Origin of the sequence: Bartonella sp. CR127HXZ, from assembly GCF_042194555.1 — a bacterium.
Classification (GTDB): Bacteria; Pseudomonadota; Alphaproteobacteria; order Rhizobiales; family Rhizobiaceae; genus Bartonella; species Bartonella grahamii.
This window is the reverse complement of record NZ_JBHIMZ010000004.1, coordinates 1-26,464: the sequence shown is the minus strand read 5'-3', so window position 1 is coordinate 26,464 and position 26,464 is coordinate 1. Positions and strand designations below refer to the sequence as shown.

21 protein-coding genes, 2 tRNA genes and 1 pseudogene are annotated in these 26,464 nt (G+C 37.7%); 1 reads left to right on the top strand and 23 read right to left on the bottom strand.

The window, feature by feature from the left end:
* Positions 1-1,030 precede the first annotated feature (1,030 nt).
* The 22 genes from mfd to ACFIKY_RS03305 all read right to left on the bottom strand — a co-directional run bounded on the left by mfd (position 1,031) and on the right by ACFIKY_RS03305 (position 25,932).
* Positions 1,031-4,531, bottom strand: coding sequence for a transcription-repair coupling factor (gene mfd / locus ACFIKY_RS03410; RefSeq protein ID WP_375636114.1), 3,501 nt, complete (start codon positions 4,529-4,531; stop codon positions 1,031-1,033).
* A 5-nt stretch (positions 4,532-4,536) separates the two neighbouring features.
* Complete coding sequence (locus tag ACFIKY_RS03405; RefSeq protein ID WP_375636115.1) at positions 4,537-4,824, bottom strand: succinate dehydrogenase assembly factor 2; 288 nt, start codon at positions 4,822-4,824, stop codon at positions 4,537-4,539.
* A gap of 66 nt (positions 4,825-4,890) precedes the next feature.
* Positions 4,891-5,571 (bottom strand): ABC transporter ATP-binding protein, encoded by a 681-nt coding sequence (locus tag ACFIKY_RS03400; protein WP_375636116.1) that lies wholly within the window; start codon positions 5,569-5,571, stop codon positions 4,891-4,893.
* Positions 5,571-6,839 carry a lipoprotein-releasing ABC transporter permease subunit gene (locus ACFIKY_RS03395; RefSeq protein ID WP_375647427.1) on the bottom strand — a complete coding sequence of 423 codons (1,269 nt, stop codon included), beginning with the start codon at positions 6,837-6,839 and terminating at the stop codon, positions 5,571-5,573. The genes ACFIKY_RS03400 and ACFIKY_RS03395 overlap by 1 nt, the downstream gene beginning before the upstream one ends.
* Positions 6,840-6,850: 11 nt before the next feature.
* Entirely contained in the window at positions 6,851-8,176 is a 1,326-nt protein-coding gene (gene proS / locus ACFIKY_RS03390) for a proline--tRNA ligase (protein WP_375653131.1), read from the bottom strand.
* Between the two features lie 202 nt (positions 8,177-8,378).
* Positions 8,379-10,055 (bottom strand): ribonuclease J, encoded by a 1,677-nt coding sequence (locus ACFIKY_RS03385; protein WP_375656120.1) that lies wholly within the window; start codon positions 10,053-10,055, stop codon positions 8,379-8,381.
* Between the two features lie 46 nt (positions 10,056-10,101).
* The gene (locus tag ACFIKY_RS03380; protein WP_375636119.1) at positions 10,102-10,911 is read right to left on the bottom strand and encodes a biotin--[acetyl-CoA-carboxylase] ligase; all 810 of its coding nucleotides are present in this window, start codon (positions 10,909-10,911) and stop codon (positions 10,102-10,104) included.
* Positions 10,911-12,365 carry an NADH-quinone oxidoreductase subunit NuoN gene (gene nuoN, locus ACFIKY_RS03375; RefSeq protein WP_375661404.1) on the bottom strand — a complete coding sequence of 485 codons (1,455 nt, stop codon included), beginning with the start codon at positions 12,363-12,365 and terminating at the stop codon, positions 10,911-10,913. Before nuoN ends, ACFIKY_RS03380 begins: the two co-directional genes overlap by 1 nt.
* A gap of 17 nt (positions 12,366-12,382) precedes the next feature.
* Entirely contained in the window at positions 12,383-13,852 is a 1,470-nt protein-coding gene (locus ACFIKY_RS03370; protein WP_375661403.1) for an NADH-quinone oxidoreductase subunit M, read from the bottom strand.
* Positions 13,852-15,816, bottom strand: a complete 1,965-nt coding sequence (nuoL, locus tag ACFIKY_RS03365; protein ID WP_375644847.1) for an NADH-quinone oxidoreductase subunit L — start codon at positions 15,814-15,816, stop codon at positions 13,852-13,854. Before nuoL ends, ACFIKY_RS03370 begins: the two co-directional genes overlap by 1 nt.
* A gap of 6 nt (positions 15,817-15,822) precedes the next feature.
* A complete protein-coding gene (nuoK, locus tag ACFIKY_RS03360) occupies positions 15,823-16,131 on the bottom strand; it encodes an NADH-quinone oxidoreductase subunit NuoK (RefSeq protein WP_015856359.1) in 309 nt (102 codons plus the stop codon).
* Positions 16,132-16,145: 14 nt separating this feature from the next.
* A complete protein-coding gene (locus ACFIKY_RS03355) occupies positions 16,146-16,766 on the bottom strand; it encodes an NADH-quinone oxidoreductase subunit J (RefSeq protein ID WP_375636120.1) in 621 nt (206 codons plus the stop codon).
* Between the two features lie 94 nt (positions 16,767-16,860).
* A complete protein-coding gene (gene nuoI / locus ACFIKY_RS03350; protein ID WP_375636121.1) occupies positions 16,861-17,352 on the bottom strand; it encodes an NADH-quinone oxidoreductase subunit NuoI in 492 nt (163 codons plus the stop codon).
* Between the two features lie 14 nt (positions 17,353-17,366).
* Positions 17,367-18,413 (bottom strand): NADH-quinone oxidoreductase subunit NuoH, encoded by a 1,047-nt coding sequence (nuoH, locus tag ACFIKY_RS03345; RefSeq protein ID WP_375644851.1) that lies wholly within the window; start codon positions 18,411-18,413, stop codon positions 17,367-17,369.
* 21 nt (positions 18,414-18,434) lie between these two features.
* Positions 18,435-20,504 carry an NADH-quinone oxidoreductase subunit NuoG gene (gene nuoG / locus ACFIKY_RS03340; RefSeq protein ID WP_375636122.1) on the bottom strand — a complete coding sequence of 690 codons (2,070 nt, stop codon included), beginning with the start codon at positions 20,502-20,504 and terminating at the stop codon, positions 18,435-18,437.
* Between the two features lie 63 nt (positions 20,505-20,567).
* Positions 20,568-21,875: an NADH-quinone oxidoreductase subunit NuoF gene (gene nuoF, locus ACFIKY_RS03335; protein ID WP_375636123.1), complete on the bottom strand. Its 1,308-nt coding sequence runs from the start codon at positions 21,873-21,875 to the stop codon at positions 20,568-20,570.
* A 165-nt stretch (positions 21,876-22,040) separates the two neighbouring features.
* Entirely contained in the window at positions 22,041-22,694 is a 654-nt protein-coding gene (gene nuoE, locus ACFIKY_RS03330) for an NADH-quinone oxidoreductase subunit NuoE (RefSeq protein ID WP_015856354.1), read from the bottom strand.
* A complete protein-coding gene (locus ACFIKY_RS03325; protein WP_273787995.1) occupies positions 22,694-23,884 on the bottom strand; it encodes an NADH-quinone oxidoreductase subunit D in 1,191 nt (396 codons plus the stop codon). The genes nuoE and ACFIKY_RS03325 overlap by 1 nt, the downstream gene beginning before the upstream one ends.
* 124 nt (positions 23,885-24,008) lie before the next feature.
* Complete coding sequence (locus tag ACFIKY_RS03320) at positions 24,009-24,602, bottom strand: NADH-quinone oxidoreductase subunit C (RefSeq protein WP_375636129.1); 594 nt, start codon at positions 24,600-24,602, stop codon at positions 24,009-24,011.
* A 17-nt stretch (positions 24,603-24,619) separates the two neighbouring features.
* Entirely contained in the window at positions 24,620-25,201 is a 582-nt protein-coding gene (locus ACFIKY_RS03315; protein WP_375636124.1) for a NuoB/complex I 20 kDa subunit family protein, read from the bottom strand.
* Positions 25,192-25,557: an NADH-quinone oxidoreductase subunit A gene (locus ACFIKY_RS03310; RefSeq protein WP_005773599.1), complete on the bottom strand. Its 366-nt coding sequence runs from the start codon at positions 25,555-25,557 to the stop codon at positions 25,192-25,194. The genes ACFIKY_RS03315 and ACFIKY_RS03310 overlap by 10 nt, the downstream gene beginning before the upstream one ends.
* Before the next feature lie 298 nt (positions 25,558-25,855).
* Positions 25,856-25,932 (bottom strand) — tRNA-Asp (locus tag ACFIKY_RS03305).
* Positions 25,933-26,105: 173 nt separating this feature from the next.
* Between ACFIKY_RS03305 and ACFIKY_RS03300 the strand changes: the two genes are divergently transcribed.
* A tRNA-Val gene (locus ACFIKY_RS03300) sits at positions 26,106-26,181 on the top strand.
* An 89-nt stretch (positions 26,182-26,270) separates the two neighbouring features.
* Here the strand turns inward: ACFIKY_RS03300 and ACFIKY_RS03295 are convergent.
* Positions 26,271-26,464 (bottom strand): annotated as a pseudogene (locus ACFIKY_RS03295) (XRE family transcriptional regulator); the annotation flags it as partial.

The following is a 26,464-nucleotide window of genomic DNA, read 5'->3' as shown; positions in this document are numbered from 1 at the left end:
ATACATTTTTGTAATAAAAGTTTTATATTCTACAGCTTTTAACCAAAAATTTTAGTTTAAAAATACGCTACTAAAGAAGTGCTTTTTTCTTAATTAAACAACATATTTTCTTAGAGAGAAAATTTATAACTGTTGAAAATATTTTATTTATAATAATAATTTATCTTTTACATCATCAAATGTTTGTTTTTCATAGCTATTAAGAGCCTTCTGTTAGCAATTCTTTTATATTGCTAGAAACTGGGGCTTATCGAATTAATTGCGTCTTTTACTCAATAAAAATCTTTATCTTTCCAATCAAAATCTTTGCGTAAAATAGCACCTATATCACTCTGCAATATATCCGCTAAAACTTTGCAACTAATAATAAATATGAGGATAATTTTCTATTTATTAAATAATTCAGCTTTTCTTCGTATTCTCCTACTTCGTACTCTCTCGCTATATCTACCCTAGAGATAAATTTTTATTTTTTTCAAATAGATCCTGTAATTTCGAACCAAGATTATAATATTCATTCTTCAGATTTTTCAGTTCTTTTAAAAACTTATTTCGTTCCTGCAAACGCTTATAGTATTCTGCTTTAGAAAAATTTTTTCCCAAAATATCTAAATATAAATACTTATCTTCAATAAATTGTATGCTATCTTTAGTATTCTTTCTTTTGTTTTTTTATGTTGGTATTGTTCCTTAGAAGATAAATCAGCGTGAGCGTTTTTATGCCATATATTACAGGGAGTAAAAAACTATCGTTAGCAACTTTTGTAATGAAGAAAGCATGTTATCTTGGCTTAAATTTTTGCTTTTTAGAGAATGTACTTATATGCACGTTCTATTTATTACGGTTACACCGTCTAAGCTATTTTCTTCATTGTATCAATATGTCTTATGATGAAGAACGCAAAATGAATATGTAAGAAGTTCTTTTATTATAAACTTAAATTTTATTCTTATAAAAAATCAATAACTATTTGTTTTTTATAATAATTTTATAAAAATGAGTAACAATTCTGAAACAACAAAGAAGTTTTTAACCAGAATGTTGTTCTGCCATTTCGACAAGCTGTGTCATAATATTCGCTGCTCCAACAAGCCTTTCATCCGCTGTGGACCAATCACGAATAAGAGCGATACTTTGATCTGGTCGAATTTTTGCCATCGAACCTTGTTTTCCAACCCACTGAACAAGAGCAACACTATTTGCAAAATAATTATTGCGAAACTGTATAACAATCCCCTTTGGTCCAGTATCCAATTTTTCTACATGCGCTTTTCGACACAATGTTTTGATATAAAAGACTTTAAGAAGGTGTTGAACTTCAAGCGGTAAAGGACCAAAGCGATCAATTAACTCCGCTGCAAATTCATCAATTTGTTCTAAATCATCAAGTTCTGTTAAACGACGATAAAGCCCCATACGTAATGGCAAGTCAGGCACGAAACTTTCTGGTATCATCACTGTTGTACCAAGTGAAATTTGAGGAGACCATTGCTTATCTTCATTTAGCTCTCCATCTTTTAATTCAGCAACAGCTTCTTCAAGCATTTTTTGATAGAGTTCAAATCCAACTTCTTTAATATGTCCCGATTGCTCTTCACCTAAAAAATTGCCTGAACCGCGGATATCCATGTCATGGCTTGCCAATTGAAAACCGGCCCCCAAGGTGTCAAGAGATTGTAAAACTTTAAGACGGCGATCAGCAGCAGCTGTTAAAACTTTACCAGCAGGAAATGTAAAGAGTGCATAAGCACGTTGTTTTGAGCGCCCTACCCTCCCTCGTAACTGATAGAGTGCAGAAAGACCAAACATCTCAGCGCGATGCACAATTAGGGTATTGGCTGTTGGAATATCAAGACCAGATTCAATAATGGTTGTCGATAGCAAAACATCATATTGCCCATCATAAAATGCATTCATAATATCATCAAGTTGTCCAGCCGGCATTTGTCCATGAGCCACAACGAATTTCAGTTCTGGCACATGTGTTTTGAGATATTCTTCTACAAAAGCCAGATCAGAAATACGAGGACAAACATAGAAACTTTGTCCGCCACGATAATATTCTCGAAGCAGGGTCTCTCGTATAACAAGTGCATCAAAAGGTGAAATAAAAGTACGAACCGCCATTCTATCAATGGGGGGCGTTGTTATCAATGAAAGTTCACGTACACCCGATAATGCTAACCCTAAAGTGCGTGGTATGGGAGTTGCTGAAAGTGTGAGAACATGAATATCACTTTTAAGCTCTTTTAAACGCTCTTTGTGTTTGACACCAAAATGCTGCTCCTCATCAATGATGAGAAGGCCTAACCGTAAAAAATTAACTGCACCACTTAATAATGCATGGGTTCCAATGACAATATCTATTGTACCATCTGAAACACCTTTTTTTACTTGTGCAAGTTCTTTCGCTTTTACAAGCCTTGAAGCATGTCCAATTTTAACCGGTAATCCTTGAAAACGCGAAATAAATGTCTTGTAATGTTGACGTGAAAGCAAAGTTGTCGGTACAACAACAGCAACCTGATATCCATTTAATGCTGCGACAAAAGCACTTCGAATGGCTACTTCGGTTTTTCCAAAACCAACATCACCGCATATCAAGCGATCCATAGGCTTTCCTGAGGCTAAATCGTCTAAAACAGCATCAATTGCATTCATTTGATCTTCCGTTTCTTCATAGGGAAAGCAAGCAACAAACTCATCAAATGGTCCAACTGGTGGAAGTAAAGCAGGCGCAGCACGAGTCACACGCTCTGCAGCTATACGAATTAATTGCCCTGCCATTTCCAATAAATGTTTTTTAAGCCGAGCTTTACGTGCTTGCCAAGCAACACCCCCTAATTTATCTAAAGTTACCTCTGTTCCTTCTGAGCCATAACGTGAGAGAAGCTCAATATTTTCAACAGGTAAAAAGAGTAAATCACCTCCAGCATATCTAATTTCAAGACAATCTCGTAAAATTCCAGTGGTTTTGATGGTTTTAAGACCAACAAATTGGCCAATACCGTGGTCGATATGCACAATAATATCACCAGAATTTAAAGCAGAAATTTCAGAAATAAAATTTGTATTATTTTTACGCCGCTTTGGCGATCTTATAAAACGATCGCCAAGGATATCTTGCTCTGCTATAACAGCCAAATCTTCAGCCTCAAAACCATGTTCTATCATGATAACAGCTGCTAATATGCGATCTCGTGGTGTTGCTTTGACAGTTTGCAAGGATTTTGCAACATCTATTTTTTTCAATCCATGCTCATCGAGAACTTGTAGCAAACGATTGAGAGATCCTTCACTCCAACACGCTAAAAGCACTTTTTTACCAGCAGTGCGTAAAGATGCGATATGATCAACAACACTTGAAAAAACATTTTTTTCCTGCGCATTACGCTCTTTTACAAAATCATATCCCTGTTTAACATTGGTGTGAATAACAGTTTTTTCCAAACTTTGTGGAATATTAAAAGGCGAAAAATCAATACGCTGTGAAGATTGTTGCACACCCTCCAAAACACGCTCTGGCGTTAAATAGAAAAGACTAGGATCTATTGGGTGATAAGAAGTAGAATTTTTTTCATCATTTTCGCGCTCTTTGCGCGCGTTATAATAGTCCTCAATAAGACGATAGCGCTCAATGAAGGCTTCTTCTATGAGATGCTCAAAAACTATCGGTAAGTTACCACAATGGTCAAAAAAACTATCAAGGTTTTCATAAAAAAATGGAAGCCAATGTTCCATACCGGCAAAACGCCGACCTTGAGCAATTGCTTCATAAAGCATGTTATTTTTTTGTGATACACCAAATGTACGGGTATAATTGCTCTTAAAACGGCTTATGCGTTCTGGTGTAAGAACAACCTCACTCATTGCCTGTAATAAAAGTTCAGTTTTTTGACCTGTTGTCCTTTGACTTTCTGGATCAAATATGCGGATACTTTCTAGGGTATCTCCAAAAAAATCAAGACGTAAAGGTTCAACATCCATGGGAGAAAAGATATCAAGTATTCCTCCTCTTACAGCAAACTCACCAACATCACGGACAACCGTAACGCGTTCAAAACCATTGGTTTCTAAAAACTGAATAAGATTTCCCATGTTATTGCGCTGGCCAACACGTGCGTGAATAAGCTGAGCTTCTATCATTTCACGAGGAGGTAACTTTTGCATAATCGCATTTGCTGTTGTTAATATAATTGCAGGATGTGGATCTTTACGTAAATTTGCTATGTGTGCCAATGCTGATAGTCGACGTGCCATAACAGCAATTCCTGGTGACACACGATCATAAGGCAAACAATCCCATGCAGGAAATTGAAGTATGGGTAAATTGGGCTCAATAAAATTTAAAACTTGTTGTAAATGAACAATTTTTGTTCCGTCGCGGACAACATAGATGAGTGGTTTACCTTGTGCAATTTCTGAACTTAATTTAGCAAGCGCAAAGGCTTCAAATCCATCAGGAACTCCATCAAAAATCATACGAACAGAATTATTTTTGGGAATAACAATTTTTTTAAATATAGGCATCAGGATTAATAACTTAAGCAAATACGATAATTGGCAATATCACGAAAAAGTGGACTATCAACTTCAGAGGGTGGCAAAACTTCTCCAGTAATCCATGTGAGTAAATCACGATCATCAAAAGACATAATATATTCAAGTTCAGAGAGCGTTTTATCATTCATTTCAGCAATATGAGCATCGACATAATGTCCAAAAATGAGATCCATTTCACGAATACCGCGATGCCATGCACGAAAAATCAATCGACGACGACGCACATCTAATTGATTTTTGTCAACGACAAAAACTGTCATAAAAAATCTCCTTGAATAAAGTAATATAAACTATTCAATTAGTCGTATAAAATTTGTACCTTGCTTTTAAGGAAGTTCTATAATCTTTTGTTCTTTAAGTGTAATTCGACGATGCATTTGCTTAGCCAAAGCGTAATTATGTGTTGCAATAAGAGCAGAAAGACCCGACTGACGAACAAGGATAGACAAAGCTTGAAAGACATAAGCTGAAGTTACTGGATCAAGATTTCCTGTAGGTTCATCAGCCAAAAGAACCGAAGGGCCATTTGCTACTGCACGTGCAATAGCAACACGTTGTTGTTCTCCTCCCGATAACTCTGAGGGACGATGGTTAGCACGATGAGAAATACGCAGATACGTCAATAATTTGCGCGCACGATCTTCTGCTATGGATTTTTTTAATCCTGCTATCATTTGCGGTACCATGACATTTTCTAACGCCGTAAACTCTGGAAGTAAATGATGAAATTGATAAACAAAACCAATATCATTTCGTCTTATAGCTGTTCGCTCACTATCAGAGCGCTTTGCACAAGAAACACCCCGTAACATCACATCACCAGCTGTTGGTTTTTCTAATAATCCAGCAATATGAAGAAGTGTTGATTTTCCAGCACCAGATGGTGCAACAAGTGCGACAAGCTCTCCACGATTAAGAATAAAATTCGCTTTATCTAAAACAATAAGCGGCTTATGACTCTCGAAAAAGTGTCTTTCAATCTCTACAAGCTCTAAAATAGCTGTCATTATTCATACCTCAAAGCTTGTACGGGATCTAGCTTAGCAGCACGCCATGCCGGAATGAGAGCAGCAAGAAACGACAAAAATAAAGCCATCATAGCAACCAAGATTGTCTGTTTCCAGTCAATTTGTGCAGGCAATTTTGTTAAAAAATAAAGTTGAGGATTAAAAACGTCGACATTAAATAACCAAGATATAAAGTCTTGGATATGATTAATATTCGCGGTCGCGATAACACCTAAAACTAAACCCAATATAGTTCCAATAAAACCAATCATCATTCCTGTAATGATAAATATACGCAAAATCGCACTCTGTTGAGCCCCCATCGTGCGTAAAATCGCAATATCATGACTTTTATCTTTTACAAGCATAATCAGCCCTGAAATAATATTTAAAGCAGCAACAAGAACGATCAGAGAAAGAATGAAAAACATAACATTTCGTTCAATCTGTAAGGCTGAAAAAAAAGCCTGATTGCGTGTACGCCAATCAATTAAATAGACCTGTTGATCAACTGTTTTTTCTACAACAGGTTTTATTTGATCAACAGCATCAGGATCATTTAGAAATAATTCTAAAGACTGAACCTTATCTCCCAAATTAAAAAACATTTGTGCTTCATGGAGAGGCATAAAGATAAATATTGAATCATATTCAGACATACCAACTTCAAAAATAGCAACGACTTTATAAGCTTTCACACGTGGTGTAACGCCAAAAGGAGTCTCATCACCATCTGGAGTAATAATACGAATATCTCTTCCAACTGTCAGCCCCAATTTTTCTGCTAAGCCACTTCCAATTGCAACACCTTCTTCTTTATCAAACCGAGAAATTGATCCTAATTTAATGTTTTGAGAGACTGTTTTAAGCTTTTCTAGATCTTGTTTGCGCATACCACGAACTAATGCGCCAGAGCCACCTTGAACTTCACCTTGAACAAGCGCTTGACCTTCAATAACAGGCAAAGCAAACTTTACACCATTTGTAGATTCTAAAGAAGAAATAAGAGTCTTATAATCAGAAAAACCAGAATCAACTGTTTGAACAATAAGATGCCCATTCATACCAAGAATACGATTGAGAAGCTCTGTACGAAAGCCATTCATCACCGCCATAACAACAACCAGAGCAAATACGCCCAACATAATCCCAATAAGAGAAATAATTGAAATAACAGATGCAACGACATGTTTTTTATTGGGAATCATGTAACGAAAAGCGATCATCCACTCATAAGATGAAAACCATTTGTCTTTCAGCCTCTTCATAACATTTCCTATTAATTCATAGAAAGTTGGCTGAGTACATCTTCAACCTTTAGAGATTTTTTTACACCTGTTTTTCGATCTTTAATTTCAACTTCATTTTGTGCAATGCTGTTAGGACCAACAATGATTTGCGTTGGCAAACCAATCAAATCCATTGTTGCAAATTTTGATCCAGGACGTTCATTTCTATCATCTAATAATGGATCAAAACCAGCCTCCTTTAATCCCTGATAGAGAAACTCACATGCCTTCGTGCATTTTTCATCATCGGATTTCATATTGATAATCCCAAAATCAAACGGTGCCATCGACTTTGGCCAAATAATACCATTTTCATCATGAGAAGCCTCTATAGCGGCCGCAACAAGACGCGAAGGTCCAATACCATAAGATCCCATAGAGACTACATGCTCTTTTCCATCTTGTCCCATAACTTTTGCTCCCATTGGAGCAGAATATTTCGTACCAAAGTGGAAAATATGCCCGACTTCAATACCACGCGCTGAAAGACGACTATGATCAGAAACTTTAGCCCACTCCTCTTCATTATGCATTTCTTCCGTCGCTGCATAAAAAGATGTCCATTGTTTAACAATATCATCTAAAACAGCTTTATCACTAAAATTGATTGAACTATCAGGAACAGTAAGTTCAAGAAATTGTTTATCACAGAAGATAGCGCTCTCTCCCGTTTCAGCCAAAATGATAAATTCATGACTGAGTTTCCCCCCTATTGGACCTGTATCTGCACGCATAGGGATTGCTTTTAAGCCAAGACGAGAAAAAGTGCGTAAATAAGCAACAAACATACGATTATAAGATGTTTTAGAGCCTTCATAATCAAGATCAAAAGAATAAGCATCTTTCATTAAAAATTCCCGTGCCCGCATCACACCAAAACGTGGGCGAATTTCATCACGAAATTTCCATTGAATATGATACAAATTAAGTGGAAGATCTTTATAAGAACGAACATATGAGCGAAAAATATCTGTTACCATCTCTTCATTGGTTGGACCATAAAGTAAATCACGCTTTTGACGATCTTTAATGCGAAGCATTTCCAAACCATAATCATCATAACGACCGCTTTCACGCCAAAGATCAGAAGATTGAATTGTAGGCATCAATATTTCTATTGCACCCGCACGTTCTTGCTCCTCACGAATAATTCTACAAACTTTATCAAGCACTTTTTTTCCCAAAGGAAGCCAAGAATAAATCCCTGATGTTTGTTGTCGAATCATTCCAGCGCGTAACATGAAGCGATGAGAAACAATTTCTGCTTCTTTAGGATTCTCTTTTAAAAGTGGAAGGAAATATTGAGAAAGACGCATTGAAATAATTAACTCCTAATCACACCTATCATATCGAAACAATTTATCACACCCTCTATTCATCTATATCCGCATTCTGAATACTTTCAAATATAACGATCTTATTATTTAAAAATTTATTGGGCTTTATTCTCTATTTTTCTTATTTAGCAATAAAATAAAAATGCTCTTCTCTTTTTAAATAACGTAATATGAAAGTTCCTTATTTTGACCGATGTAAAAAAACTGTACAGATAGGTTTTTTTTGCCAAATTTCATGAACAGCCGCTCTCACAGCACGTCGTGTTGCCTCTCGAATAAGTTCATTATTTTTCTGTTTCATGCGTGGGATATTATAAACTGTATTTTCTACAATATCTAAAAGAATATCTTTTAAACTTTCTCCCTTTCCATTGCTTTCAGGTAACCCGAATGTTGTTAGACCTATATCCCCTAATAATTCATGCTTACTATTTATATGGAGAGAAATAGTAACATGACCAGCATAACTTAGTTTGCGACGTTCACGAATCCCTAGTTCATTTTCATCTCCAATTAGGCAACCATCCTTATAGATGCGGCCAACAGGAACTTGATCAACAACTTCTACAGGCTCTGGTGCAAAACGTAACATATGTCCATTTCTGATATCTGTAACAATTTTAATACCCGCTTGACGTGCTAAAGTTGCCTGAGCCTTAAGATGCATTGCTTCCCCATGTACAGGAACAAGTATCTGTGGTTTTACCCAATCATACATCTGTAAAAGTTCTGAACGACGGGGATGACCTGAAACATGAACAAGTGCATCTTCATTCGTAATAATTTCAATACCCAAATCAATGAAACGATTTTGTACCTCAATAATCGCTTTTTCGTTTCCTGGAATACTTCGTGATGAATAAATAACGGTATCACCAGCAGAAAGTGCAATATTTCTCATTCCATCACGTGACAGTTTAGCCAAAGCAGCACATGGCTCACCTTGGCTCCCTGTAACAATTAAAACAAGATCTTTTCGCGAGATGTAACCATAATCATCTTCCGTTACAAATGGTGCTAAACCATTCATATAACCAAGTTCTTGTGCAACCATAATACTTCGCTTAAGGGAACGCCCAATAACAAGCACTTTACGTCCAGCAGCTTCAGCTGCAAGAGCAATAGAACGTATCCGACCAATATTAGAAGAAAAAGTTGCTATTGCAACGCGCCCTTCAGCTTTGGAAATAATCTCAGAAAGACTGGCTTGAACCTGCTGCTCTGATGGAGATATACCATCCCGACACGCATTTGTAGAATCACAAAGTAATGCTAAAACACCTTTTTTTCCTAACGCACGAAATCTTTTTTCATCCGTCACAGCCCCAAGTGAAGGAGTATGATCAATTTTCCAATCACCAGTATGAATCACAGTCCCCAAAGAGGTTGTAATTGCTAAAGATACAGATTCTGGTATTGAATGGTTAACAGCTATAGACTCTACAGCAAAGGAACCTACCTGAAAACAATCACCAGCTTGAAAAATATTGAGTAAAATTTTTTGAGATTCAAAATCTAATTGTTTTTTAGTTTCCAATAATCCTGCAGTAAAAGGCGTACAGTAAATTGGAACTTGTAACTTTGGCCATAAATCAAGAACGGCCCCATAATGATCTTCGTGTGCATGTGTTAAAACAAGACCCCGTATATTATGTTTTTCACTTTCTAGAAAACGAATATCAGGAAAAACAAGGTCGACTCCTGGTAATTCAGAACCAGCAAAACTAATTCCCATATCAACCAGCAGCCATTCACGAAGATGTTGGGGACCAAATCCGTAAGCAGCTAAATTCATCCCTATTTCACCTACACCTCCCAGAGGTAAAAAAACAAATTCATTCTTATTGGCTGCAACCATAAACATCTCCCAAAATCATTAAGGTATCTGATGGTAAAATAATTTTTTAATAACGACCTGCATTAATAGAAGCAGCCGAACCAAAATGAACATCTCCAGCTGTTATAATGGCTGTCTGACCATTTTTTTGCTTTATGATGCAGTTAAAATCACTATCAAGACCATCAAAAACACCCTCAATGACTTTTTCATCATTCACCACTTTGACATGTTTCCCAAGGTGAGCAGAATATAAAAGCCATTTTTTTCGGATTATTTCACATCCTTTTGGTTGTTTCCAAAGAAGGTAATTTTTAGAAAAATACTCCGTCAAAACCGTAAATAATTGTTCTGCTTCAATATGCAAACCGATATTCTTTAAGCTTGAAGTGGGATAGGGTGCATTTTCATAATTATATTTCACATTTATTCCAATACCAATAACCAATGCATATTGTTGTGATGACAATTTTAAAATCTCAAGCAAAACTCCAGAGCTTTTTGCTCCTCTGAGCAAAATATCGTTTGGCCATTTTAAACTCACAATATTGTCTGTCTGCTTTTCATCTTTTATCAATTGTTTTATTGCCTCTGCCACACTTATTCCAGCAACAAAACCAAGTTGAGCTGCAGTTTGATGAACAATATCATCAATTAATAGAAGACTAGAATAAAGGTTCCCTTTGGGACTAGACCAAGTCCTCCCTCTTCTTGCTCTTCCCTGTGATTGTTCTTGTGCAACAATCCAAAGATTACCTTGATGACCAGTTTGCGCTTTTCGTTGCGCAATGAGATTTGTTGAGTCAACACTATCGTACACTTCAATAGTGTATCCTTGTTCTTGAGCAAAATCTGATAAAATATAAACCATATTCATTAAAACAATGCAGCTGCTGCTTTTTCTGCTAATTCAGCAAACCAAACTCCAAAAAGTGTATAAAATAAAATAAACAATGCAGAAAGACCGAGACAAAATTGAAGCTCATTCGATAAAGCAACAAAATGCGCTTTTGCGTCATCAAACCACATAATTTTAATGACTCGTAAATAGTAAAAAGCTCCAACGACAGATGCTATCATCCCAACGACTGCAAGTGGCGTCAGACCAGCATGGACAGCAGCAGAAAATGTATACCACTTCCCAAAAAAACCAGCCATAGGTGGTACACTGGCTAACGAGAAAAGCTGTATTGTCATAACAATAGCCATAAACGGATTTGTCTTTGCTAACCCTGAAAGATCATAAATATTTTCAACATTGCCATTCTGAGAGCGCATTCCAAGAATAAAAGCAAACGAGCCAATCGTCATTCCAAGATAAATCGTCATATAAAGAATAACACTTTTTATTCCTAGCATATCTCCAGCAGATAAACCAACAAGTGCATAGCCCATATGACTGATCGACGAATAAGCCATTAATCGCTTAATGTTATTTTGACCAATTGCAGCAAATGCACCAAGTATCATTGATGCAATCGCCATGAAGACCAAAATTTGTTGCCATGCAGGCATCACATTATCAACATGCCCTAGGGGAATAAAGGTCATCACAATAATACGGATGATTAAAGCCATTGCAGCAACTTTAGGGGCACCAGCAAAAAATGCTGTAATCGGTGTTGGCGCGCCTTCATAAACATCAGGTGTCCACATATGAAATGGAACAGCAGAAATTTTGAAAGCCAAACCAGCTAAAATAAAAACAATTCCAAAAATAACCCCCAATTGTAAATTTTTACCTTTTAAAGCAAGAGCAATTTCGTGAAAACCAATTTGGCCGGTAAAACCATAAAGCAAAGAAATACCATAAAGCAGCAATCCTGAAGATAATGCTCCTAAAACAAAGTATTTTATACCGGCTTCAGAAGATTTTACATTATTACGATTAATCGCTGCTAAAACATATAAAGCTAAAGATTGCAGTTCTAACCCCATATAAAGCGACAGCATATTACCCGCTGAAATCATAAACATCATTCCAAGAGTTGCTAAAAGAACAAGCACTGGAAATTCAAATATATTAAACTTTTGTGCATTAGCAAAACCAACAGACATGATAAGAGAAAAGAGTGCACCAATAAGCATTAAAATTTTCATATAACGACTAAAGGAATCGATAACGAGCGCATTGGTTTGAAATGAACCATTTTTCGGAAAAACTATAAGAATAAGAATGGTTGCCACAAGAAGTGCCATGGCTAAACCTGTCACTGTTAAAGAAGCACGTGTATTAGAATAAACACCAATCATAAGCAACACGACAGCTCCTAATGCGATTAAAAGCTCCGGAAGAATTAAGACTAATTGCGCTATTATTTCAGTTTGCATGTGCATTCTTCCCTTATCTAGTGCAGTTTATTGATGAGGGTTTCTACGGAAAACGCCGTTGCTTTAAGAATAGGCGTTGGATAGATACCAAAGAATATTGTAAGAATAACCATTGGATAAAGGATGATTTTTTCTCTTAAAGAAAGATCTATTAATACTTTTAAATTCTCTTTATCCAAGGAACCAAAAACCACACGCCGATAAAGATAAAGGGCATAGGCTGCCGATAAGATAACACCTGTTGTTGCTAAAACAACAACCAATTTATTTACTTGAAAAACACCTATTAAGGTTAAAAATTCACCCAAAAATCCTGAGCTTCCAGGCAAACCAACATTTGCCATAGTGAAAATTAAGAAAACAACAGCATATTTAGGCATATTATTCACTAAACCACCAAACGCTGAAATTTCACGTGTATGCAAGCGATCATAGATAACCCCAACACAAAGAAACAACGCTGCTGAAACAATTCCATGGGATAGCATCTGATAAATAGCCCCTTGTATCCCTTGTTCATTCGCAGAAAAAATGCCCATTGTCACATACCCCATATGCGCTATTGAAGAATAAGCAATAAGCTTTTTGATGTCATTTTGAACAAGTGCAACCAACGACGTATAAATAATAGCGATAAGCGATAATGTAAAAATCAAAGGTGCAAAATCTGCTGAAGCGATAGGAAACATAGGCAAAGAAAAACGAAGAAAACCATACCCACCTAATTTGAGTAAGACACCAGCTAAAATAACGGAACCCGCTGTCGGTGCTTCCACGTGAGCATCAGGGAGCCATGTATGAACTGGCCACATTGGCATTTTAACTGCGAAAGAAGCAAAAAATGCAAGCCATAACCATATTTGCATATGAGCAGGAAACTGGTAATTGAGTAAAGTTGGTATATCAAGTGTCCCAGCCTCCCAATACATAGCCATAAGAGCAACCAGCATAAGCACTGAACCAAGTAAAGTATATAAGAAAAACTTTATACTTGCATAAACACGACGTGCTCCACCCCATACACCTATAATGATAAACATTGGAATAAGGCTGCCTTCAAAAAAAACATAGAATAGCATTGCATCAAGAGCACAAAAAACGCCAATAATCGCAACTTCTAGAAGAAGAAATGCAATCATATAAGCCTTTAATCTCTCTTTAACATTTTCCCAACTTGCTAAAATACAAAAAGGCAAAAGAAAAGCCGAGAGAACAACAAAAAGAATAGAAATACCATCAACCCCCATATGATAGCTAATACCCCCTCCTAACCAACTGGACTTTTCAACCATTTGAAAATTTGGGTTGCTAGAATCAAATCCTATCCAAATAATTAAAGAAATAATAAAAACAAATAAAGTCGTAAAAAATGCGACATTACGTATATTATGGCGTGCTACTTCACTATCATCTTTGATAAACAAAATCAGAAGCACACCAACAAGTGGCAAAAATGTAACCGTAGAAAGAATAGGCCAATCGGACATTAGTTTACGCCCCCGATCATCATCCATGTAATGAGTAATGCAACGCCGATAAGCATTGCAAATGCATAGTGGTAAAGATAGCCTGTTTGCAATCGAACAATTCTATTTGTAATATCAACAACACGCGCTGCGATACCATTAGGACCTAGACCATCAATAATCTTACCGTCTCCTACTTTCCAAAGAAAAGAACCAATTCTAAAGGTAGGACGAACAAACAAAAAGTTATATAATTGATCGAAATACCATTTTTGGTAAAGAAAATTATATGCTCCTGGCATAATACGAACCATTTTCTTAGGAAGAGATGGAATAGAAACATAAAATAAATAAGCTAAAATAAACCCAAGAACCATCGCTATAAATGGCGACCATTTTACCCAATTAAAGACATGGTGGGCATCATGAAGAATGTGATTGTGGCTGCTTGTAAATAATGCTCCCTTCCAAAAAGCATTATACAAGTCACCAAAAAAGTAAGGTTGGAAAACGACACCAGAAAATATTGCTCCAATAGATAAAAGAAAGAGTGGAATCAACATAACTGGAGGTGATTCATGAACATGATGCATAACATCAACTGTTGCCCGTGGTTTACCATGGAATGTCATAAAGATAAGCCGCCATGAATAGAAACTTGTTAATAAAGCTGAAAAAACAAGAAGATAAAAAGCATATCCTGAAGCAATATTATGGGATACAAAAGCAGACTCTATAATCGCATCTTTTGAGAAAAAACCTGCAGTCCCGAAAAGTGTTCCTGGAATTCCAACACCTGTCAATGCAATGGTCCCGACCATCATCATCCAATAGGTGACTTTTATATGTTTGCGTAACCCACCCATTTTTCGCATATCTTGTTCATCAGATACAGCATGAATGACAGAACCTGCACCAAGAAACAATAAGGCTTTAAAAAAAGCATGCGTAAAAAGATGAAAGACAGCAGCGCCATAAGCTCCAACACCTAATGCCACAAACATATAACCGAGCTGAGAGCATGTAGAATAAGCAATAACACGTTTAATATCATTCTGCACCAACCCCACAGTTGCTGCAAAAAACGCTGTTGTTGCTCCAACAATAATAATCACGGTCAAAGCAGTTGAAGAAAGTTCAAAAATTGGCGACATACGCGCAACCATAAAAACACCAGCCGTTACCATTGTAGCGGCATGAATAAGCGCTGATACAGGGGTTGGTCCTTCCATTGCATCAGGCAGCCAAGTATGTAAAAGAAATTGTGCTGATTTTCCCATCGCACCAATAAATAATAAAAGGCATGTAATGGTAATTGCCGTCTGCCCATCAAATTGCCAACCTAAAAATGTCATATTTTGTATAAGGTTATTGTTTGCAGCTTTTGCAAAAATGGAAGCAAAATCAACCGATTGGAATAAAACAAAAATACTAAAGATTCCTAAGAGAAAACCAAAGTCTCCAACACGATTAACTACAAAAGCTTTCATTGCGGCCTTATTAGCAGAATCGCGCTGAAACCAAAAACCAATGAGTAAATAAGAAGCAAGTCCGACACCTTCCCATCCAAAAAACATCTGAATCAAATTATTGGATGTGACCAACATAAGCATCATAAATGTAAACAAAGAAAGATAAGAAAAAAAACGAGACCTTGAAGGGTCATGGTGCATATAACCAATTGAATAAATATGTACCAATGCCGAAACACTATTCACAACAATAAGCATAACAGCTGTTAATGTATCAACATGTAAAGCCCAATTAAAGCTTAAGTCACCAATAGTAAGCCAATGTAATACCAAGACATCAATCGCTGGAATATGACCAAGTGCAATACTGAAAAATGCTATCCACGATAATATGGCAACAACAACCATAAAGCTACATGTTATCAATTCACTCGCACGATCTCCTATCGTTTTTCCACCTAGTGCAGCAATTAAAAAACCCAAAAGCGGAAGAAAGACAATCGTATAATACATCACTGGTTAGCCTTTCATTACATTAACATCTTCAACCGCAATGGAACCACGATTACGGAAAAAAACGACTAGAATTGCTAAACCAATGGCAGCTTCAGCAGCTGCTACGGTTAAGACAAATAAAGCGAATATCTGACCAACGAGATCATGAAGAAATGCTGAAAATGCAACAAAATTGAGATTAACTGAAAGCAATATAAGCTCAATGGACATCAAGATAATAATTACGTTTTTTCTGTTGAGAAAAATTCCAGCAATACCAATTGTAAACATCAAAGCAGAAACAGTGAGATAATGTGTAATATCAATATACATCTACATAGCCCCCCTTACATACCTTTGCCTGATTCAACTTGTTTGATTTCAATGGCACTTTCTACCGTTCTAGAAACTTGCTCCGCAATAGATTGCCGCTTTACTCCTAATTTATGACGAAGTGTTAAAACAATAGCCCCAATCATTGCAACCAATAAAATCATTCCAGCAATTTGAAAATAAAAAACATAATCCGTATAGAGAATATCACCTAATGCTTGTGTATTTGTTCGCTGCGCTAAATCTGGCATTGGTTGGGTAACATGCGTTCTCAAGTCTGGAGAAAAATAGCTACTCACAAAAACAACAATCAATTCTACAGCGATAATAACACCAATAAGAGCTCCAATAGGAGCATACCGAAGAGTTCCACTCTTTAATTCAGCAAAATCAACGTCAAGCATCATAACGACAAATAAAAATAAAACAGCGACAGCTCCAACATACACAACAAGCAGAATAAGCCCTAAAAACTCTGCTCCTGCAAGCAAAAATAAAGCCGCTGCATTAAAAAATGCGAGGATTAAAAACAAAACAGAATGCACTGGATTGCGTGCTGTAATAACAATAACTGCACTTGTTAGCATAATAAAAGCAAACAAATAGAAAAATGCCGCCGCTAGATCTGTTAGCATAGGCTTCTCCTCAAATATTCAAACAATTGGTATAAACTTCATACCAGATTACAATTTATCGGAAAAATATCCGACACCTCATTTAACGATACACTTAACGATAAGGCGCATCCATCAATATATTTCGAGCAATTTCTCGCTCCCAACGATCTCCATTCATTAAAAGCTTTTCTTTATCATAATAGAGTTCTTCACGCGTTTCTGTTGCAAATTCAAAATTTGGACCTTCAACAATAGCCTCTACCGGACAAGCCTCTTGACAAAAACCGCAGTAGATACACTTAACCATATCGATATCATAACGAACAGTTCTACGCGTACCATCATTACGTCGCGGTCCAGCCTCAATTGTAATCGCTTGCGCAGGGCAAATTGCTTCACATAATTTACAAGCAATACACCGTTCTTCACCATTTGGATAGCGACGCAATGCATGCTCACCGCGAAAACGCTGAGATACAAAACCTTTTTCATAAGGATAATTAATCGTGGGCTTTGGTGAAAAAAATTGACGCATGGCTAAGAAAAAAGCACTCACAAATTCCAATAGAAGAAGTGACTTTGCCGCATGAATAAAACCTGACATCGTAAAATCTCCTCTTAAACGAAATCCGTAAACTTTAAAAAAGCAGCAGTTATCACAACCATTGCTAGTGAGAGAGGAAGAAAAACCTTCCAACCAAGCCGCATGAGCTGATCATAGCGATAACGTGGAACAAATGCTTTAACCATAGCAAACCAAAAAAATACAAAACAGACTTTTAAAACAAACCAAATGATACCAGGAACCCAATTAAGCCACCAAACATCTAAGGGTGGCAGCCAACCGCCTAAAAATAGAATGGTTGTTAATGCGCACATTAAAACAATCGCAACATATTCACCAAGAAAGAAAAGCATGTAAGGCGTTGAAGAATATTCTACCATATGACCAGCTACAAGTTCAGATTCAGCTTCAACCAAATCAAAAGGAGGACGGTTTGTCTCTGCGAGCGCAGAAATAAAAAATATAATAAACATTGGAAAAAGGACCAACCAGTTCCAATCGAGAAAGCTGTTAAAAGGAAGACCAAGAGTTGTACCAATTCCAGAACTTTGTTTATGAACAATTGTTGTAAGATCCAATGAACCACTCACTAAAATGACGGTTACAAGCACAAACCCAATTGAAACCTCATAAGAAACCATCTGTGCAGCGGAACGAAGAGCCCCTAAGAAAGGATATTTAGAGTTTGACGCCCACCCCCCCATAATGACACCGTAAACTTCAAGAGATGAAATAGCCAAGATATAAAGCAAACCAACATTAATTTTTGCAACTTCCCAGCCCTCATTGACAGGAATAACAGCCCAAGTTGATAAAGCAAGTGTCGCTGAAACAAAAGGAGCCAAAAGAAAAACACCCTTATTTGCACCTGCAGGGATAATAGGCTCCTTAACAACAAATTTAATTAAATCTGCAAAAGACTGTAACAAACCCCATGGACCAACAACGTTTGGTCCACGACGCAATTGTACCGCAGCCCAAATCTTTCTATCTGCGTAAAGAAGATAAGCAACTAAGATCAAAAGAACGACCAAAAGAAGAAGTGTTTTTCCAACTATAATGAGTAATGGCAACAGCCAAGTCATAAAGAAATCATACATCATTATTCCTTTTCCTTTGCCTTACTTTACAGTTTGCGTAGCACGGTTTTTTGTAAGAGATGAACATTCAGCCATAACAGCAGAAGCACGTGCTATCGGATTTGTTAAATAAAAGTCTTTAACCATAGAAGTAAAAATTTGACTCTCTAGAGAAACCATTTTTGAACCAAGCGCCTTAAGACCACTTATATCAGAAGGTACTATATCATCAACAGCACAAAGGTGTGGATAATCATTAAACAAGCATTGTCTTAATTGAGAAAGAGAATCAAAAGGGAGCCTTTGTCCTAAAATATCCGATAAAGCACGCAAAATAGCCCAATCTTCTTTTGCTTCACCTGGAGCAAAACCAGCCCGATTTGTCATTTGAACACGTCCTTCTGTATTCACATAAAGCCCTGATTTTTCAGTGTAAGCAGATGCAGGCAAAATAACATCAGCAGCATGTGCACCATTATCACCATGGCTACCAATATAAACTGTAAAAGCTTTTGTATTGGCTAATTCTACTTCATCAGCACCAAGTAAAAATAAAACTTCACAGGTTTTAAGAATATTTGCAACCCCAAGTTTAGAAGTAAAGCCTATGTCCAATCCTCCAACAATCGATGCTGCATTATGAAGAACCCCAAACCCATTCCATTCTTCACTAAGAGCACCAATATTGTCAGCTAATTTAGCAAGACTTTTTAAAACAGATAAACCTTCATTTCCTGAAACAGCCCCCTCTCCGATAAGAATAAGGGGCCTCTTCGCTTCTTTTAAGACATTAAAAAAAACATCCTCTCCACGAATAAGTGTCGTTAATGTATCACTCCCAGATCCAAGATAAGAATAAGGATAACGTAAATCGACTTTCTCTCCAATTAATGCAATAGGAAAATTTCCCATCCGTTGGCGCTTAAAAATACGCGCATTTAAAACAGCCGCTTCATGACGTGGATTAGATCCCACAATAAGCAGTGCATCAGCCTGTTCAATACCTGCAATTGTAGGATTAAAAATATAACTCGAACGCCCAAACTCAGGCGATAAAGCCCCCCCTCTTTGGCGACAATCAAAAAGCGTTGAGCCCAATGAAAGAAGCAATGTTTTAAGTGCGTACATTTCCTCAACAGACGCGAGATCTCCAGCAATCGCTCCAATTTTTTCTGGCAAGGTTTTAGAAACCACCATTTTAATTTTTGCAAAAGCTTCTGTCCAACTGACAGGTTGAAGCTTTCCTTCTTTGCGCACATATGGCCTATCAAGCCGCTGAGTCCGTAATCCATCCCAAATAAAACGCGTTTTATCAGAGATCCATTCCTCATTTACATCTTCATTCGTACGCGGCATAATCCGCATAACTTCACGGCCACGACTATCAATACGGATCGCACTACCAAGCGCATCCATCACATCAATCGATTCCGTTTTTACCAATTCCCACGAACGAGCATGAAACGCATAAGGTTTTGAAGTTAAAGCTCCCACCGGACAAAGATCAATAACATTTCCCTGTAATTCAGATGTCATAGCTTTTTCAAGATACGTCGTAATTTCAGCATCTTCACCACGACCGATCAAACCAAGCTCAGAAATACCTGCAACTTCCGTTGTAAAACGAACACACCGTGTACAATGAATACACCGTGTCATGACAGTTTTGACAAGAGGTCCAATATATTTATCTTCTACAGCACGCTTATTTTCTGTATAACGAGAACAATCTCGTCCATAAAGCATTGCTTGATCTTGAAGATCGCATTCTCCCCCTTGATCACACACTGGACAATCCAAAGGATGATTAATGAGAAGAAATTCCATAACACCTTCACGTGCTTTTTTTACCATCGCCGTATTGGTAAAAATCTCAGGTGCTTCACCGTTAGGCCCTAATCGTAAATCACGAACCCCCATAGCACAAGAAGCCTGAGGTTTTGGAGGACCACCCTTAACCTCAACCAAACACATACGACAATTTCCAGCAATTGACAAAGATTCATGAAAACAAAAACGTGGAATTTCTGCCCCAGCCGCCTCAGCAGCCTGAAGCAACGTGTAGTAATCAGGAACTTCAATCTCTTTGCCATCAACTTTGATATTTATCATCACCCATCCAACCTGCGGATAACCCACTTAAAATTTGCATTCGGCTGCTCTTTAAAAAATCTTCTATCCTACTGCTTCTAAAGCAATGTTTTTGCTTTGGACTACATTTCGCGTGTATTCATCAATTCTACGCTCGATTTCCGGACGAAAATTACGTATCAACCCCTGTACAGGCCATGCGGCAGCATCACCAAGCGCACAAATAGTGTGTCCTTCAACCTGTTTAGACACTTCAAACAAAAGATCAATCTCGCGTTTTTGTGCTCTTCCCTCAACCATACGCCCTAAAAGACGCATCATCCAACCCGTCCCCTCACGACACGGAGTACACTGACCACAACTCTCGTGCTTGAAAAAAGCAGCTATACGCCAAATTGCCTTGATAATATCGGTTGATTTATCCATAACAATCATCCCCCCCGTGCCAAAAGAAGACCCGACATCTCGCATCCCATCAAAATCCATGATCGCATCGATCATATCCTCACCACGGACGACTGGACAAGAAGCCCCCCCTGGAATAACTGCTAAAAGATTATTCCACCCACCACGAACACCACCCGTATGTTTTTCAATTAATTCACGGAATGAAACACCAAGAGCGTCTTCAAATGTACAAGGTGCATTAACATGCCCTGAAACCATAAACAATTTCGTTCCAACATTATTTGCTCGTCCGATTGACGAAAACCACGAAGCACCCCGCCGCAAAATCGTTGGAACAACAGCAATGGACTCTACATTATTTACTGTTGTTGGACAGCCATAAATCCCCATATTGGCAGGAAATGGTGGTTTAAGCCGAGGTTGTCCCTTTTTTCCCTCAAGACTTTCAAGAAGAGCTGTTTCTTCACCACAAATATAAGCACCAGCTCCATGATGAATAATAATATCACAAGCATGCCCATATTTCGTTTTTTTGCCAAGTAAACCTGCATCATAGCATTCATCAACGGCAGCTTGTAGCGCTTCACGTTCACGAATATATTCACCACGAATATAAATAAAAGCAACATTGGCTCCCATAGCAAAAGTAGCGATTGCACATCCTTCAATCAAAGTATGGGGGTCATGACGTAAAATATCACGGTCTTTACAAGTTCCAGGTTCAGATTCATCGGCATTGACAACCAAATAATGAGGACGACCATCATTCTGCTTTGGCATAAAGGACCACTTCATTCCGGTAGGAAAACCAGCACCACCACGACCGCGTAAACCCGATGCCTTCACCTCATCAATGATCCAATCACGACCTTTGTCAATCATCTCTTTCAGACCATTCCAATGCCCACGCAACATCGCAGCCTTTAATGATTTGTCTTTTAAACCATACAGATTGGTGAAGATACGATCTTTATCAGCTAGCATACCCCACCTTTTTTTCTATTACCCATAGCATTTTCCGCTTTTCCTCAAATGCAATTTTTAAATATCTTTTCAAGACTTCTTACTTTTCATTAAATGTTGTCATCATGGGTAGAATAATAAAATATTTTTTCAAGAAAAATACTTAATTATGTTCCCACTCTTTCCTTATCCTTTTTTGGTGAAGACTTGAGAGATCTTTTTTTCTTTCTCATCATCAATAAGAGAAGTTAAACCACTAATCGGTTCCGACGACTTACGGCTACTTTGCGGACCAACCGCTATCTCAGAACCTTTCCCAGCTTCAAATGCATCAATAATTTCTTCAAGACGCTCAGCTGTAAGATCTTCATAAGTATCTTTAAAAATCATAACCATCGGAGCATTCACACAAGCACCAAGACATTCTACCTCTTCCCATGATAAGGTTCCATCCTGATTGGTAACAAAAGGTTCATGATGAATTTTTTTCTGACAAACTTTAATCAATTCACCAGATCCACGTAACATACAAGGGGTCGTACCACAAACTTGAATATGCGCTTTTGTTCCAACAGGCTTAAGCTGAAACTGAGTGTAAAAAGTTGCAACTTCCAGAACACGAATATAAGCCATGGAAAGAATCTGAGCAATATGCTCAATCGCGGCACGTGTCACCCAACCATCTTGCTCTTGAGCACGCATTAATAATGGAATTACAGCAGACTGCTCACGCCCTACAGGATATTTCTCTATAGTATTTTTTACCCATATCTGATTTTCTTTTGTAAAAGAAAACTCAGCGGGCTGATAAACATCATCTGCAAGACGGCGTACGGACATTAGCGATCAACCTCCCCAAAAACAATATCAATCGAACCCAAAATAGCTGTAGCATCCGCCAGCATATGACCTCTGGTTAAAAAATCCATAGCTTGGAGATGCGCAAACCCAGGAGCACGCAACTTTACACGATAAGGCTTATTGGTTCCATCAGAAACAAGATAAACACCAAACTCCCCTTTCGGAGCTTCCACAGCAACATATACTTCTCCAGGAGGCGTATGAAAACCTTCCGTATAAAGCTTGAAATGATGAATCAGTGCTTCCATCGAACTTTTCATTTCACTCCGTTTCGGTGGTACAATCTTGCGATCCAAGCTCGAAACCGGTCCATTTTTTTCAGTACTCAGCAAACGCTCCACACATTGGCGCATAATTTTTGCTGATTGACGCATTTCTTCCATACGAATAAGATAACGATCATAACAATCGCTATTCTTACCTACAGGAATATCAAATTCCATTTCATCATAACATTCGTAAGGTTGGCTTTTACGTAAATCCCATGGAACACCAGCCCCACGAATCATAACCCCAGAAAAACCACGTGCCCAAGCTTCATCAATAGTTACCACGCCAATATCCACATTACGCTGCTTAAAAATCCGATTTGGCGTTACAAGCGCATCAAGTTTACCAAGAGCAACAAGAAAAGGATCAATAAAATTACCTATATCTTCAACTAAAGATTCTGGTAAATCTTGATGCACACCACCAGGACGAAAATAATTTGCATGAAGACGTGCGCCACAGGCACGCTCATAAAAAATCATCAATCTTTCACGTTGCTCAAACCCCCAAAGAGGTGGTGTTAAAGCACCAACATCCATTGCCTGTGTCGTTACATTAAGCAAATGATTAAGAATACGCCCAATTTCAGAAAACAAAACACGTATTAATTGCCCTCTTTTAGGAACTTTAATATCCAATAACTTTTCAATAGCAAGGACAAAAGCATGTTCCTGATTCATAGGAGCAACATAATCCAAACGATCTAGATAAGGACCCGCTTGAAGATAAGTTTTTGTTTCCATTAATTTTTCGGTACCGCGATGCAATAACCCAATATGTGGATCTACACGCTCAACAACTTCACCGTCCAACTCCAAAACCATGCGCAAAACCCCATGCGCGGCAGGATGCTGCGGACCAAAATTGATATTAAAGTTTCGAACATTGACCTCAGCCACAATCAACCCCTTGCTTTTTAAAAAACTTCATATCAAATGTCAAAAAAATCTATCATACTAAAAAATATTTAATTATTTAAGAAATACAGTACTCTAATATAATGCCTTATCAAAACAAATATTATTATTTTTCATCACATGGCAAAGTATACTGTCCTCCTTCCCAAGGAGAAAGAAAATCAAAATTACGCATCTCTTGACGCAAAACAACAGGCTCATAAATTACCCTCTTTGCTTCATTATCATAACGACATTCAACAAATCCTGTCACAGGAAAGTCTTTGCGTAAAGGATATCCTTCAAACCCATAATCTGTTAAAATCCGTCTCAAATCCGGATGTCCTGAAAATAAAATCCCATACATATCATACGTTTCACGTTCATACCACTCTGCGCCAGGATAAACCGTACAAGCTGAAGCAACAGGAGTATTTTCATCCGTACGAACTTTTACACGTAAGCGTAAATTCTCACGAGGAGATAACAATTGGTAAGAAACATCAAAGCGCTTATCGCGAGAAGGATAATCCACACCACTAATGTCTGTGAGATTAATAAATTGACAGCGCGAATCATCACGAACAAACATTAAGACATCGATAATTGCGTCAAGACGTGCCACAATGGTCAATTCACCAAAAGCAATAACAGTCTCTTCAAGCTTATTTTTTAACTTGTTTTCCAAATAAGCAGCAAGTTCAACCAAAGTTTTATCCATCATGACAAGAAAACTCTCTATCGCTCTATGGATCCGGTACGACGGATTTTTTTCTGTAGCAACAATATGCCGTATAATAATGCCTCTGCTGTAGGTGGGCACCCTGGAACATATATATCGACAGGCACGATACGATCACATCCACGCACTACTGAATAGGAATAATGATAATATCCCCCACCGTTTGCACATGATCCCATAGAAATCACATAACGTGGCTCTGGCATCTGATCGTACACTTTTCTTAAAGCAGGAGCCATCTTATTTGTTAGAGTACCTGCAACCACCATCACATCTGACTGACGGGGTGAAGCTCGTGGCGCATATCCAAAACGCTCATTATCATAATGAGGCATTGAGCATTGCATCATTTCGATAGCACAACATGCCAAACCAAAACTCATCCACATTAAAGAACCGGTACGTGCCCAAGTAACCAAAGCATCTGCCGAGGTAACTAAAAATCCCTTATCTGATAATTCAGCATTAAGATCACGAAAAAACTTATCGTCAGACCCTATCAGCTCACCAGTATTGGGATCAATGATTCCTTTTGGTTTTGGAGCAGCAATCGTTGAATTATTAGATCCTAATTCCATTCAAGGGCTCCTTTTTTCCATTCATATATAAACCCAATAGTCAAAATTGCTAAAAACACAATCATAGACCAAAAGCCAAACATACCTATTGATTCGAATGAAACAGCCCAAGGAAAAAGAAAAGCAACTTCAAGATCAAAAATAATAAATAAAATTGATACCAAATAGAAACGAATATCAAACTTCATGCGTGCATCACTAAATGAATTAAACCCACATTCATAAGCCGATAACTTTTCAGGATCAGGGGAACGATATGCTACAATGTAAGGTGTAATCAACAAAACTCCAGCAATAACAGCTGACACAATAATGAAAATCAAGACCGGTAAATAAGAGCTCAATAAATAAGCCATAACCCTCTTCCATCGTAACGAAATGCCTGAGTTTAACACAATGATTCAATATTGCGAGACCAAACAGACAAATTTAATAATCGCTCTATTAATTCTATTCATACTGCTTCAAAGGCATATAGAGCGATACTTTTCTTGTCGGCATAGGTAACGCAGAGCAAAGAAAGACGCAAGCCCTATTATTATAAACCATATAAAAAGAAAGAAAAAACATATCATCCCCCAATCAAATACTCCACCACCACACTCAATACTATATGGATATTTTAAAAAGGAAATTTCACAAGGAATCACGAAATGGCGCGAGTGACGGGGCTCGAACCCGCGACCTCCGGCGTGACAGGCCAGCACTCTAACCAACTGAGCTACACCCGCGCATTTTTTTCGAACCAATTTAATTTGGTACAAGCGGTCGTGTAAGGGGTTCATGCGTTTATGTCAAGAAGGATTATGCATTTTTAAAAAAAATTATCAAATACTATCTTTATTCTTGCGTTTAGAAAAATTTTTCCTTAAAGAGTTCCCATTCAATTGCTAATCATTGCATTGGGCGATTAGCTCAGCTGGTAGAGCGCCTCGTTTACACCGAGGATGTCGGGAGTTCGAGTCTCTCATCGCCCACCATATAGCTTTATATTCATATTAAGTTGTTGATATTTCATATGTTTTTTACTGTGAGGGATGCGTAAATAGAAGTGATGGTATAGGATTTTCTAACATTTCTTTATAAAGCATGCTTCGTACAATGTTTCTAATGTTTCTTTGAAGTCTGCTAACGTTTCTTGATGTGAGCCATCTAAAAGTCTCATAAACGCAACAACAGTTTCACGTTGCAACGGAGTAGAAGGCTTTATTATGATGCTTTTGCGACAAGCATCCGATTCTCTTCTCAAAATTTCTGCTACCT